Source organism: Massilia sp. CCM 8734 (genome assembly GCF_011682155.1).
Classification (GTDB): Bacteria; Pseudomonadota; Gammaproteobacteria; order Burkholderiales; family Burkholderiaceae_D; genus Telluria_A; species Telluria_A rubra.
Genome location: NZ_WHJI01000011.1, coordinates 110,996 through 125,210 on the forward strand (window position 1 = coordinate 110,996; position 14,215 = coordinate 125,210).

The window sequence follows — 14,215 nt, forward strand, 5'->3', positions numbered from 1 at the left end:
CCGATGCCAGGCGGCGTGTCCCGAGCGGGCCGCCGCCGCTGCGGTTTTCTTCTGACGAGACACCCATGGTTTTCAGTTCAGCCGTTTTCCTGTTCTACTTCTTCCCCTGCTTCCTGCTGCTGTATTACCTGCTGCCGTGGAAAAACGCCGTCCTGCTGATCGGCAGCCTGCTGTTCTACGCCTGGGGCGAGCCGCGCTTCGTGCCGCTGCTGATGCTCTCGGCCTTCCTCAACTACAGCTTCGGCTGGCTGATCGCGCGCGCTGGCGGCCAGCGCAAGGTGTTGCTGGGCCTGGGGATCGGGCTGAACCTGGCGATGCTGGGCTATTACAAATACCTGGGCTTTTTCGCCGGCATCCTGAACGCCATCGGCCTGCGCGAAGGCGCGCTGCCGGCCATCGTGCTGCCGCTGGGGATTTCGTTTTTTGTGTTCCAGGGCATTTCCTACCTGATCGACGTGTACCGCCGCGACATCACCGCGCAAAGCAGCTTCCTGCGCTTCGCCATGTACAAGGCCATGTTCCCGCAACTGATCGCCGGCCCGATCGTGCGCTACCGCCAGATCGCCCACGAAGTCGACCAGCGCACCATCAGCAACGCGCGCCTGTGGATGGGGTTTCGCCTGTTCGTGCTGGGCCTGGCGCAAAAGGTGCTGATCGCCAATTCGGTGGGACAAGCCGCCGACCACGTCTTCGCCATCGATCCCGCCCAGCTCGACGCGCCGGCGGCCTGGATCGGCATCGCCTGCTATTCGATCCAGATCCTGTTCGACTTCGCCGGTTACTCCAGCATGGCGATAGGGATCGGCCACATGCTCGGCTTTAGCTATCCGCCCAACTTCAACCGCCCGTACTCGGCCACCTCGATCACCGATTTCTGGCGCCGCTGGCACATCAGCCTGTCGAGCTGGTTCCGCGATTACCTGTACATTCCGCTGGGCGGCAACCGCGGCGCGCCGCTGCGCACTTACTTCAACCTGGCGCTGGTGTTCTTCCTGTGCGGCCTGTGGCATGGCGCGGCCTGGACTTTCGTGATCTGGGGCCTGTGGCACGGCGCCCTGCTGGTGTTGGAGCGCCTGGGCGGCGCGGCCCTGCTGGCGCGCCTGCCCGCCATCGTCGGCCAGGCCTGGACCCTGCTGTGCGTGATGATCGGCTGGGTGTTTTTCCGCGCCAACGATGTGCCGCACGCGCTCAATTACCTGGGCAGCATGTTCGGCGCCCATGTCGAGCAGGTCCATGCGCATTCGTGGCGCATGGATGTCGGCACCAGCGCGCTGCTGGCGCTGGTGGTGGGCGCCTTGCTGGCCTGCTGGCGCTGGCGCGCGGCCCAGCCGGCGGCGCCCGGGGCGGCGGGCGCGGCCCCGGCCGCGCGCCTGCCGGCCGTGCTGGTGCATGGCGGCCACGCCGTGCTGACCGCGTCGCTGGCGCTGCTGTGCATCGCCAGCCTGGCGGCCGGCACCTACAATCCCTTCATCTATTTCCGCTTCTGATATGCGCAACCCTGTTCTCGCAATGCTTGGCCGCAATGCCGGCAAGTTCGCCGTGGTGGCCCTGCTGTCGGTGCCGGCCGTGATGTCGCTGTACAACGCGCGCACCAAGCCGCCCGACCCCAACCTGGCGCAGTTGCCCGCGCGCCCCGCGACCACTGCCCAATTGCTGGAAGCGCCGCCCAAGCTCGACGCCTGGATCAACGACCATTTCGGCTACCGGGTCGACCTGCTCCAGTTGAACAACCGCATGCGCTTCAAGCTGTTCCGCGAATTTCCGACGGTGCAGATGGCGGCCGGGCGCCACGGCCGCTACTTCCTGGCGGCGCACGGCACCAACATGCCGCCGTTCCAGGCGGTGATGGCGGCCTGCGGCGGCACGCCCGCGCGCGCCTCGACCATCCCGCACCTGAACCGCATGTTCAGCGCCTTCCACCAGGCCGGCCTGGCGCCCAAGCTGATGGTGGTGCCCTCGGCGCCGGTGGTGTATCCCGAAGACGTGCCGCGCTTCCTGGAGCGCGCCTGCGCCAGCCCCGACACGGCGACTGCGGGCGTGCTGGCGTCGCCGCAACTGGAGCAGCCGGCCAGGGAAAACATGTACTATCCGGTGCGCGAAATGCGCGAGATCAAAAAGAGCGCGCTGCTCTTCCCGAAAACCTGGTTCCATTGGACCGGCGACGGCCTGGACCAGGTGGCGCGCGCCAGCCTGAGCCATTTCTGGCAGCGTCCGCTCGACCAGGCGCCGGTCCTGGCGACCAAAAAATACATGCATCACTCGGACGTGTCGCACCTGTTCGACGGCGTGCTGCTGGAAAGCGAGATCATCGAACCGGACCTGGAAGCGTCGCAGGTCAAGGGCTGCTGGGGCGGCGATTGCTATCCCGAAATCGCGGCGGTGGCGGGAAAGTTGCGCGACATCAGCCGCTTCAGCAATCCCAAGGCGCCCGCGCGGCGCCTGCTAATCATCTCGGACTCCTTCGGCTCGAAGGTGTCGGCCTGGTATGCGCGCTATTACGGCACGGTGGAGCAGTTCGCCACCAATAACACCGACCAGCTCACGCCCGAACAGATCCTGACCTTCACGAACTATCTGTACCGCGATCCCGGCAATACCGACATCCTGATCCTGTATCACGACGCCGGCGCCATGTTCGACGTGCTGCGCTTTGGCACCGAGCGGCTGTTGCCGGCGCCGGCTGCCGCTCCCAAATAGTTACGGCGCCGGCCACGCCAGATCCCCGCCGCGCCCGTCGAGCACCGCCAGCAGCTGGCCGGCGTTGTCGCGCCAGGTAATCCACGGCATGCCGGCCGAATCGGGCTCGGTGCCGGCGCTGCGCTGGGCCAGCCAGGTGCGCAGCGCCTGCGCTAGCTCGGTCCCGTGCATGCCGCTGAAGTAAGCCGCGTGCGTGCCGGCCACCTCGCGAAACACCGGCAGGTCGCGCGCCAGCAGCGGCAAGCCGTAGCGCGCCGCTTCGATCAGCGGCAGGCCGAAACCTTCGCCTTCGCTCGGCACCAACAGGCAGGAACTGGACTGGTACAGCGCCAGCAGTTCGGCGTCGCCGATCCCTTGCAGCCATTCCAGGCGCTTGCCCAGTTCCGCGTGGCCGCGCAGGCGCTCGACGATGCGCGGAATGGTGCGCCGCGCTGCCTCCGGCAGCGGGGTCCAGCCTTCCGCGCCGACGATCACCAGGCGCGCGTCGACGCCTTCGCGCCACAGCACCTCGAAGGCGTCGAGCGCCTGCAGGTGGCCCTTGCGCGGCTCGATCGTGCCGACCATCAGGAACGTGGCCGGGCCGTCGCGGCGCGTGCTGGCGGGGGCGGCGGGCGCCACCTGGGCGCCGATATCGGCCCCGTGGTGCAGCACCGCCAGCTTGAGCGGGCCGCGCAGTTCCAGGGGCGCGTTCACCTGCGCCAGCCAGTCCTGCAGTTCGCTCCTGACCGCGCCTGAAATGCACAGCAGGCGGTCGGCATTGGCCGCCACGCATGCCAGCCAGGCGCCATGGCCGGCGTCCGCGCCCTCCGGGAAGAATTCGGGACGCAGCACCGGCAGCAGGTCGTGGATCAAGAAGGTCACTTCGACCCCACGCGCGCGCCAGGCCGCGAACAGGCCTTCGCGCGCCGCCGCCAGCACCGCGCCGGGCGCATAGTCGGCGCAGTAGAAACGGTCGCCCGCGTTCACTTCCACCGCTTCATCGGACGGCAGCGGCGAATCGATGCCGTACAGGCCGCGCGCATACTCGCGCGCATAGCGGTATTCGGTGCGGCCATTGTGCTCGGCCAGGTAGACCGGTTCGATGCGCAGGCCCGGTTCGAGGCGCGCCAGCAGTTCGGTCAATTGCATGCGCACCACCCGTTCGATGCCGGTGTTGAGGCCATGGCGCGCGGTCGAGGTGACGTCGACCAGCAACTGGCGCGGCGCCAGCGCCTCGGGCGCGGCGGCGATGCATTGGGCGCTCATGCGCACCAGCGCGTCGTCATGCTGCAGCGCCGGCTGGGCCGCCAGCGCGCTTATCAGGGCCGCGCGCGATCCAGGCGCGCCGGCATACGCCTCTTCGATGGCCTGCGCGTACAGGGCGGCGCAACGGGCCGGGCTGTGCACCGTGTGCAGCAGCGCGCGCGCGCGTTCGCCCAGCGCGGCGCGGCGCGCCGGGTCGGCATGCAAGCCTTCCAGCGCTGCGCGCAACTGGTCCTGGGTGAACAGGTCGGGCAGGCCCCACACCGCGTCCGCCGGCAGTTCGGCCATCGAGCCGTTGGCGTTGACGATGGTCGGCAAACCGTAATTGAGGCAGTCGAGCACCGCGGCCGAGGTTTCGCCGCGCGACTGGCAGCGCAGCTGCACGCCGACATCGGCCGCTTGCAGGTACTGCTGGTAGACCGCTTCGTCGGTCCATCCGGCCACGCGCATGCGCTTGCCGCCGGCGGACAAGGTGGCGGCCACGCGCTTGCCATAGTCGCCGCCGTCGTTGGCGCCGACCAGCACCAGTTCGCAGCGCGGGTCGCGGTGCAGCCCGGAATCCATCCAGGCGTCCAGCAATTCCTGGCTATGCTTGGTGTTGGCGACAAAGCCGAAACTGCACACCAAAAACACCTCGTCGCCGATGCCGAGCGCGCGCCGGGCGCTGGCCCGGTCGCCCGGCGCGGGCAGGGCGCGCGGCAGCGGCACCACGCTCCAGTCGCCCGCCGCCAGCGGGCCGTACCAGTGGCGCGCCAGGCTGCGCGCGTGTTCGGAATGGACCACCACGCGGCGCGCCTGCTGCAGCACGGTCAGGTTGCACGGATACAGGCTGCGCGTTTCCAGCGCGCGCTCGACCTTCAGGCCGGCCAGCAGGGCGGCCATGCCGTGCGAGTGGAACAAGGCGTCGGTCCAGGCGTTGGGAATCCCGCCGGCCAGCTGCTCGTAGGCCAGCACGCTGCTGATGAAGAAGTCGTGCAGCACCACCACGCCCGGATGGCGCGCCAGCATGCCGAACATGTGGCTGTGGAAGGGGCTGTTGCCGAACTGGTAGACGATGCGTTCGAACTGGCCGGCGTTTTGCTCGAACCAGGCCGGGTCGCGCCGGGGCAGGTCGGCCAGGGCCGGCGGCAGCGCTACTTTATCCTGGTGCACGATCAGGTCGATCTCGTAATGCTCCAGCATGGCCGGCAGCACTTGCGCGGCGTAGTCGGCGATGCCGGTGCGCTCGGGCGGCAGCGGCGAGACGAAGGCCAGGCGCGGACGCCGTGCCGGGGCGCCTGCCTCGGCCTCGGCTAGCGCGTCCGGCTGCGCCGCGCCGAAGCGCCGCTCGATCGCGCGCAGCGCCTTGCGCGCGCTCTCGTCCCACGAAAAGCGCTTGGCCTGGGCGCGCCCGTGCGCGCGCAGGCGTTCGCGCATGGCCGTATCCTGCAGCACCTGGCCGATCTTTTCGGCGATCGATTGCGGGCGGTCGGCGTCGAACAGCGCTTCCTCGCAGCCCACCACTTCGGGAATGCTGGTGTTGTTGGCGCCGATGACGATTGCGCCGCAGGCCATCGCTTCGAGCGCCGGCAGGCCGAAGCCTTCGTGGCGCGAGGGGAAGATGAACAGGTCGGTGATCTGGTACAGGCGAATCAGGTCGGCGTCGCTGACGTAGCCGGTCAGGATCAGGTGATCCTTTTCCATGCCGCGCTTGGCCGCGTGGGCCAGCAGGTCGGCGCGGTCGCGCTCACCGAGTTTGCTGGCGATGAGCAGCTGGTGGCTGTCGCGCAGGGCCGGCGGCAGCAGGCAGTAGGCGGTGATCAGGCCATCGATATTCTTGCGCGCGTCAAAGCCGCCCGGCGCGTACATCAGCAAACCGCGCTTGATGCCGAAGCGCGCGCGCAACTCGGCCACCTGCTCCGGCGTTTGCGTGGCGTCGGCGCAGAAGGTGTCGTCCACCGCGGTGGAGATGGCGTGCACTGAGTCGGGCGCGAGCGCCAGCGCGTCGATCGCTTCCTGGCGCGAGTAGTCGGAAATGGCCAGCAGCAGGCCGGCGCTGCGCAGCGAGGCGATCTTGCGCTCGTAGTAGGCGCGCTGGATGGCGCTGCCGAGGTATGCCTCGGGATTCAAGAACGGAATCAGGTCGTACAGCACCACCGCCGTGCGCGCGGCGCCGGCGAAGGCGCCGACCGACACCACGGCGTCGTCGACGAAGCCTTCGAACAAACTGGTGACCAGCACCGCGTCCGGGCGCAACTGGGCGATGTAGTGTTCGCGCGTCAGTTCGGCGGCGCGCGCGCGGGGGCTGTTGCCGGCGTCGATTTCGGCCACCGGGCCGGCGATGTCGAACACGCGGATACGTTCGGGCGGCACCAGGCCGGCGAAGCTGCGCCGCAGGTCGATGATCGAGGCGCCCAGGGCGCCATTGAGTACCAGCCAGATTTCGTGTTCGCCGGCGTTGCGCGCCACGCCCAGCGCCAGGGCCAGCGAATAGCGGCCGATGCCGCGAAAACGGCTTTCCGACTGGGCGCCCTGGAGGTCGATCACAATGCGCATCAGTTCTTCCTTGAGTCGATAGCTTGTTTGAGTTCTTGGTAGATGCGCTGCGCGCGCGGCGTCAGGTCCAGCACGCTGGTGCTGGGCGGGAACGGCGCCGGGGGCGGCGGCGGCGGGTTGTTGCCGCGCCTGAGCACGCCGTACAGGCGCGCGTGCAGGCCGGGGAAGCGGCGCAGCACGGCCAGTGCGGTGCGCTTGGCGCGCGGACGGCGCAGCAGGGCGCGCATCAGCGACAGCAGCGGCGGCGTGACGCGGCGCTTGATGCCGGGCCCGATGCGGCCGTCGCGCACGGCGTTACGCAGGCGGTAGGCGTAGCCGGTCACCATGCGCAGCGGCGCGGTGACGCGCCACGAGGTGCTATCGAGCAGTTCCTCGACGCGGCGCTGATGCTGCGCGGCGCGCTCTTCGGCCGCACCGCTGCGCTGGGCCAGCGCGGCGATTTGTTCCTGCACCGCCGCCTGCTGTTGCAGTGCCAGTTGCGCCTGCTCCGCCAGGTCGCTTTGCATTTGCAGCAGCTGCGGCGCGGCGGCGTCGTGGCGGCGGCGGTTGTCTTCGACGCCCTCGGCGATCCGCGCCAGGCCCTTGTGCAGCGTGTCGAAGTTGTCTAGGTCGGTCTGTTCGCGCCGGCCGACGCGGTCGCCCAGGCTGCCCAGCGCCTGGTGCAGTTCGGCGCGGCGCACGCTGTCCTGGTGTTCGAAGCGCAGCGCCAGGTCGGCCAGGGATATGCCGTAACTTGCGGCGAACGGCGCGGCGAACGGCGCCAGCACCTCGTCCGGCGCATTGCTCTGGCCGACCACCGCGTAATCGGGGCTGACCCCGTCGAGCACGTCGATCAGGCCGATCGGCTTGCCCTCGTGCAGCTGCTTGGCCTCCTGCAGGCGCAGCACCTTCTGGCGCGCAAAGCCGGCAAAGCCGACCACGAACTCGAGCAGGGGCGGCGGAATCGGACGCAGGTGCGAGGGGTCCATGTAGAAACTGGATGCGCCCACCACCAGGTTTTCGGGATTCGGCGTTTCCATCACCAGCAGGCCGCCCGGCAGCAGCACCCGGCGCGCTTCGCGGATCAGGTCCTGCACCATCTCGAACGGGATGTGCTCGACCAGGTGGAAGGCCGAGACCAGGGCCACGCTGGCGCCAGGTGTGGCGCGCAGCGCGGACAGGGCGTCGGTCAGTTCGACGTGCAGGCCGCGTTCGCGGCAGGCCGCCAGCATGCCGTCGTCCAGGTCCACGCCGAAAGGCTTGAAGCCTTGCTCGCCCAGCAGTTCGAGCCATTCGCCGCGCCCGCAACCGAGATCGAGCACCGTGGCGCCCGGGTACAGCGCCGCCAGCGGGGCATAAAACGGTGCATACGCCGTCAGGCGCGACTTGATCAGTTCACGCGAACCGCGGTAGCGGTCTTCGAACGCGCGGTAAAAATTGTCGCTCATCGCAGGATCTCCACGCGCGGCTCAAGCCAGTTGGTGCCGACAAAGTATTTGCGGTTCATGTTCATCACGATGAACAGGAAGGCCAGGTCGCGCCATTCGTAGTTGCCGCCCAAATGGGTTTCGTCGCTGGTCAGCGCGGTGGTCAGCGAATAACTGCCTTCGCCCAGGTTGAGCGGGAAGGCAAAACGGAAGGTAATCTCTTCGCCGGCGGCCACGTCGTGCAGGACCATGTCCATGTGGTGGGTATTGGTGCCGTACATCTGCTGGCCGAGGCGGTCCTTGATCATGTAGCCGAGCACCAGGCGCGACACCGGCCGGTGCACTTTGACCTGGATGCACAGGGTCACGGCGGCGCCGACGTTGACCGTCTCGAGCGCGCGCCCGGCCTCGTCTTCCAGGGTGATGCGGGTCACGCTCGCTTCGCCGGTGCCGGAGCTGGTCTGGGTGCGGCCGGCCTCGGTGACGACCTGCTCGACCCCGGCGCCGTCGCGCGCGGCGATCAGGGCGTTGTAGTAGTCCATCACCTGTTCCGGGCTGCCCTGGGACGCCAGGCGGCCGCCGTCGAGCAGCAGGGCGCGTTCGCAGATCGACTGGATCGCGGCGCGGTCGTGGCTGACGATGAGCAAGGTGGTGCCGAGCTTCTGGAACTGGCGGATGCGCTCGAAACTCTTGTGCTGAAAGTAAGCGTCGCCGACCGACAGCGCTTCGTCCACGATCAGCACGTCGGGCCGCTTGACGGTGGCCACGCTGAAGGCCAGGCGCATCTGCATGCCCGAGGAATACACGCGCACCGGCTGGTCGATATACTCGCCGATGTCGGCAAACGCTTCGATCTCGGGCATCAGGGCGCCGATTTCATCGACGGTCAGGCCGATCAGCTGGCCGGCCATGAAACAGTTCTGGCGTCCGCTGAAATCGGGATGAAACCCCATGCCCAGTTCGAGCAGGGCCGCCACCCGGCCGGTGATCTGCACGCTGCCGGTGGTCGGGGTGGTGGTGCCGGTGATCAGTTTGAGCAGGGTGCTCTTGCCCGCCCCGTTGATGCCGATGATGCCGACCGCTTCGCCCGGCGCGAGCTGGAAGCTGACATCCTGGATCACCCATTTGAGGCGGTGGCGCTGGCCGAGGAAGGGCAGGACCCATTCCACCAGGCGGCCCCAGCGGTTACCGTATTGTTTGTAGGCCTTGCCCAGTTGATTGACGCGTATGGTACCCATCAGAGTTCATCCACCATTTCGCCGGAGCGCTTGCGGAACAGTAAAAGACCCATCAGGCAGCACAGCACGGTGAGGACCAGGATCGGCAGCATGCTGGCCCAGTCCGGCGCGCGGCCATGCACCAGGATGGTCTGGTAGGAAGCGATCACGGCGGCCATGGGATTGAACACGAGCAGTTCGCGGATCGGTTTCGGCAGGGCCGTGACCGGGTATACGATGGGGGTGAACCAGAACCAGAACTGCAGCAGGATGCCGAAGAACTGGCCGACGTCGCGGAAAAACACATTCAGTACGCCCAGCACCATGCCCAGGCCGATCGAAAACAGGATCTGCAGCGCCAGCACCGGGAACAGCAGCAGGTAGACCGCGCCGGGAAAGGTGCCGGACCAGACCAGGAAGGCGGTAAACAGGCCGAAGATGATGGCGAAGTTGACGCAGGCGTTGAGCACCACGATGATCGGCAGGCAGATGCGCGGAAACTGCAGCTTCTTGATCAGGTTGGCGTTTTCGATGAATACCGTCTGCGCGCGCGTGGTGATTTCAGCGAACAGGCCCCAGGTCAGCGCGCCGGCGCACAGGTAGATGCTGTAGGCGAAGGTGGAGTTGACGCCCTGCAGCCGGCTGCCCATGACTTCGGAAAAGATCACGGTGTAGACGGTGATCATGGCCAGCGGATTGAGGATGGTCCAGAGCGCGCCGAACAGGGAATTGCGGTACTTGGACTGGAATTCGCGCTTGACGCTGCCGAGCACGAAGCCGCGGTAGCGCCAGACGCCGCGGAACATCGACAGCGAGATCATGCGCGCGGGGCGCGGCGCGCGTGCAATCTGGTGGGAAGCGCAGGCGCACAGGCGGCGAACGGCAAGGTCATGGTGTGGGTCGTTTTGTTTAGCATATGGGAAATAACAGGTCGCGCCGCCGCCAGCCGGCAGGGCGGCGCCGCAACCGGTCGCGCCGCTCCGCGCCTGGCCTTGCCGGGGCTGCGGGGCGGAAGATTATAGCATGCGGCTTTAGGGCCACGACAGCGCGGAAGGCGCTGCGCGGGCCGTCATGGCGCCGTCGCGGCGCCGTTGCGGCGCCGTATAATCTTGCAATGTTTTTATGTGGATTGGCGTGCACCCGGCCGGGATCGCCCGCTGCGGCGAGGCGGTCGCGGCCGGGCGTTCAGACGATAAAGTCCCACTGCAGCGGCGCCACCACATGCGCCGCGATTTCCGGCGAATGCAGGAACTCGTCGGCCACATGCTCCAGGCTTACCCCTTGCTCCATGGCCGCGCGCCAGAAGGCGAGCCCGGGCGCATCGCTCTGGCGGCCGAAGATGTTCTGGTAGAGCAGATTGAGGTCATGCTCGATGAAGCCGTTGAAGGGCGCCTTGTTGAGCAACTGCGCTTCGGGCGAACTGATGATCTCCAGCGCAATGTGGCCCAGGGTTACGCCGCTCTTTTCGGCCTGGGCCCAGAACTCGAAACCCTGGTAGTCGGCCTGGCGTCCCAGCACGTTTTTGTACAGTCCGGCCAATGCGCTCTGTTCGCCCCGGTGCCCGAGCGCGATGGTGGTGTCGGCAAACACCAGGCTTTCCAGGTTGATCGCCAGGGCCGTGTGTTGCGGCTGGTTCTTGGGCGTGATGGCCACGTACGATTCGTGGTGCGCGATGGTGTAGTCGGCACTGTTGCCCATGAAGAACCCGGCGTCCGCATCGAGTCCGCCATGCAGGATGGTGGGCGCGGGCGTGGCGGCCGGCTCGGCCGCCGCCCGGGTGGCGCTGCCCGCCGCCCAGTTCAGGCGCAGGCTGTCGCTGCCGCCTCCCGAAAACACGTAGGCGGTATCGGCCGCGGTGCTAAATGTCTGGCTGGCGGCGTCGCCGGTCAGGATCTGGCCCTCGGTATTGCCGCTGACATTGGCGGCGCCGACGATGGCGGCGAAGTTAACCGCGTTCAAGACGATCTGGCTGCCGGCCGCCAGCTTGGTGGCGTCCACCACCAGCGCCGTCGCCTGGGTCGCGTTGCTGGTGCCGGTCAGGGTCAGGGCGCCGCTCGCGCTGTTGGCCCCGCCGACGGCCACGATGGTTTCGACCAGCAAGGGCAGGCTGGCGCCCAGCTTGCCCAGGAAGACCACGCCGTTGCCGGTCAGGTGAGACTGGTCGGCGGCCGGATGACCCGGCGTGGACGCCAGGATGGCCTGGATCAGGTGCTCGGTCGAATTGCCGGCAGCCTGGCTCGGGCCGCCGCTGGCAGTCAGGCCGACGCCGGGTGCCAGCTGGGCCAGCAGCAGGTTGCCGCCGCTGCTGGTGGCCAGCGCGATGTCGGCCGTGCTGGCGCCGCCATTCGATTCGGCGCGCTCGCTCGTGATCACGGGAATGACGGTCTGGGTGCCGCTGGCGCCCCCCGGCAGGGTCACTGCAACGGTCGAGACCGGCACGCCATCGACCGTCGCCACCACTGGCACCGGTGGCGTTGGCGTGGGCGGCACCGGAATCTTCGGTGGCAGCGGCACCGCCTCGATCAGCAGGCCCAGGATGGGGCTGGCCGGCGACAGGTTGCCTGCCGCATCGCCCTGTTTGAGCGTGAGCGCGTGGTAGCCGGGCGAGAGCGGCAGGGTGGTCATGCTCCACTGGCCGCCGCCATCGGCGAGCACGGTTCCCAGCACCGTCACGCCATCGCCGTCGTACAAGGTCACGCTGGCATGCGGCGCGGCGCTGCCGCTCAGCAGCGGCGTGCTGACAAACGTGATCTGGTCGCCGGCCGTGCCGCTGTCGCTGGTGGGCGAGAGCAGCGGCGCTGCGGGCGCGGCCGGCGCTTCGGTGTCGATCAGCAGGGTCAGCGCGGCGCTGGCGTCCGATACATTTCCGGCCGCATCGGTCTGCCTGGCGGTGATCGTATGGCTGCCGTCGCCCAGCACGCTGGTGGGGATGCTCCAGAGCCCATTCGGACCGGCCGTGGCGGTGCCGAGCACGGTGGTGCCGTCGGTGTCGAACAGTTGCACGCTTGCATACGCTTCGGCGCTGCCGCTCAGGGTCGGGGTGGCGAAGCGGGTCAGGTTGTCGCCCACGACGCCGCTGTCGCTCTTGGGCGTGAGCAGCGGCGCGCCGAGTGGCGCGGCGCCAGTATCGATGATGACGGTCAGTGCGCCGCTGGCGGACGACACGTTGCCGGCCAGATCGGTCTGGCGCGCGGTAACGGTGTGCTGGCCGGCGCTGAGCGCGCTGCTGGGGATGCTCCAGTTGCCCTTGCCGTCGGCCACGATGGTGCCGATCAGGGTCGTGCCATCGGTATCGTACAGCCTGACCGTGGCGCCCGGCTCGGCCTTGCCCTCGAATACGGGGGTGGCGTTGCTGGTGATGGCGTCGGTGTCGGAGACCCCGGTGTCGGTGGCGCTGGTCATGGCCGGGACCGTGGGCGCCAGCGCGGTATGGTCGAGCACATAGGTTTCGCCGCCGTTGTAGCCGCCGCCGATGGCCACATTGCCGGCACTTTCGATGCCGGTGCCACTGGCGTTGAGGTCGAGCCGCACGCTGCCGTCGCCGCCGAGGCCGCCCACCGTCACGGTGTAGCTGGTGCCGCTGCCGGTGACCGAGGCGATGCCCGCCGCGGCCGTGCCGTTGGTGACCACGGTGAAGTCGCCCGCGTCGACCCCGGTCACGCTCTGGCTGAAGGTGACCGCATAGCTGACCGTCGTGGTGGCCGCCGGTACCGCGACGGCGGCCCCGCCGGCGCGTACGATGGAAGTGACGCTGGGGGTATTCGCGACGTTGATGGTGAAGATCTGGAAGGCGTCGTTGCCGGCCGCGTCGGTCGCCTTCAGGTAAATGTGATACGCGCCCAGGGGCAGGTTCTGGCTGGCCACCAGGCCCGTCCCGGAAATGCTGAACTTGCCGTTGTCGGCGTCGATGGTGCCGTTGCCGACCGCAAAGCCGTACTGTACGCTGGTGATGTCGGTGGACGACAGCGTGGCCACCGTGCTGCCGCTGGTGGCGGCGCTGGCGTCGACCGAGGTGGTGCTCAGCGCCATGCCGACCGGACCGATGGTGTCGAGAATGTAGGCGAAACCGCTGGACGCGGGCGAGACGTTGCCGGCGGCGTCGGTCTGTTTGGCGGTAAGCGTGTGCGATCCGGTCAGCAGGGCGCTGCTGGTGATGCTCCACGCCCCGGCGCCGTTGGCTGTGGCCGTGCCCAGCACGGTGCTGCCGTCGCTGTCGTACAGGCGCACGCTGGCGTTGGCCTCGGCCGTGCCGGTGATGACCGGCAGGCCGGCGTTGGTGATGCCGTCGCCGATGGTGCCGCTGTCGCTGCCGGCATGCAGCGCCAGTTGCGCCGGCGCGGCCGCGCTGCTGTCGATGGTCAGGGCCAGGCCGGCGCTCAGCGCCGAGGTCTGGCTGGCGCCGTTGGTTTGGGTCACTTTCAGGGTGTGGCTGCCGTCGCCCAGCAGGCTGCTGGTGAGGCTCCAGTTGCCGCTGCCGTCGGCCGTCGTGCTGCCCAGCAGGGTGGTGCCGTCGGTGTCGTACAGCTTGACCGTGGCGTTGGCCAGGGCGGTGCCGTTCAGGGTCGGGGTGCCGATATTGGTGATGCCGTCGCCCAAGGCGCCACTGTCGCTGCCACTGTCCAAGGTCGGCAAGGGCGGCGCGGCCGGACCGGGACGCCCGCCGACGACGGTGGTGCTGCTGTAGAAGGTGGCGCTGTCGGTGCCGTCCAGGCCTTGCACGGCGCTGACGTCGTCGTTGGCGCTCGGGTCTTCATAGGAAAAAGCGATGACGTCGCCGGCGGTCAATGCATTGGCGCTGAAGCTGATGTTGACGGCCTTGCCCAGGCTGTCGACCGTGAGCGCCGCCAGCATGACGCCGGTCCCGTTGATATCGACATTGAAGGCATTGAGCGGTGGCGGATTGGCGGCGTCGAGGGCGATATCGAAATACAGGGTAAAGAAATTTTCGCTGATATACCCTGTTGCGCTGGAATAGCTTGGTTGAGGCATCGAACGGTCTCCTTGCTTGTGAGTAAGGCCGGCCCGCGTATCTGCATGCTTCTCTGGCGGGTGTAGATAAAAATTCATCTTACACCCGACAAATTCGTTGTTTTCACCGCACAATTGAACACTGTGCAT

General features: G+C 67.9%; 7 protein-coding genes. 2 read left to right on the plus strand and 5 right to left on the minus strand.

The window, feature by feature from the left end:
• Positions 1-65: 65 nt before the first annotated feature.
• Both F2P46_RS12695 and F2P46_RS12700 read left to right on the plus strand, forming a co-directional pair.
• Entirely contained in the window at positions 66-1,487 is a 1,422-nt protein-coding gene (locus F2P46_RS12695) for an MBOAT family protein (RefSeq protein ID WP_166889753.1), read from the plus strand.
• 1 nt (position 1,488) lies between these two features.
• Positions 1,489-2,697 carry a hypothetical protein gene (locus F2P46_RS12700; protein ID WP_166889756.1) on the plus strand — a complete coding sequence of 403 codons (1,209 nt, stop codon included), beginning with the start codon at positions 1,489-1,491 and terminating at the stop codon, positions 2,695-2,697.
• Here the strand turns inward: F2P46_RS12700 and F2P46_RS12705 are convergent, their stop codons facing one another.
• The 5 genes from F2P46_RS12705 to F2P46_RS12725 all read right to left on the minus strand — a co-directional run bounded on the left by F2P46_RS12705 (position 2,698) and on the right by F2P46_RS12725 (position 14,086).
• The gene (locus F2P46_RS12705; RefSeq protein ID WP_166889759.1) at positions 2,698-6,474 is read right to left on the minus strand and encodes a glycosyltransferase; all 3,777 of its coding nucleotides are present in this window, start codon (positions 6,472-6,474) and stop codon (positions 2,698-2,700) included.
• Positions 6,474-7,901 (minus strand): class I SAM-dependent methyltransferase, encoded by a 1,428-nt coding sequence (locus F2P46_RS12710; protein ID WP_166889762.1) that lies wholly within the window; start codon positions 7,899-7,901, stop codon positions 6,474-6,476. The genes F2P46_RS12705 and F2P46_RS12710 overlap by 1 nt, the downstream gene beginning before the upstream one ends.
• Complete coding sequence (locus F2P46_RS12715; protein ID WP_166889765.1) at positions 7,898-9,118, minus strand: ABC transporter ATP-binding protein; 1,221 nt, start codon at positions 9,116-9,118, stop codon at positions 7,898-7,900. The genes F2P46_RS12710 and F2P46_RS12715 overlap by 4 nt, the downstream gene beginning before the upstream one ends.
• Positions 9,118-9,918 carry an ABC transporter permease gene (locus F2P46_RS12720; RefSeq protein ID WP_306667689.1) on the minus strand — a complete coding sequence of 267 codons (801 nt, stop codon included), beginning with the start codon at positions 9,916-9,918 and terminating at the stop codon, positions 9,118-9,120. The genes F2P46_RS12715 and F2P46_RS12720 overlap by 1 nt, the downstream gene beginning before the upstream one ends.
• A 364-nt stretch (positions 9,919-10,282) precedes the next feature.
• A complete protein-coding gene (locus F2P46_RS12725; protein ID WP_166889768.1) occupies positions 10,283-14,086 on the minus strand; it encodes an Ig-like domain-containing protein in 3,804 nt (1,267 codons plus the stop codon).
• Positions 14,087-14,215 lie beyond the last annotated feature (129 nt).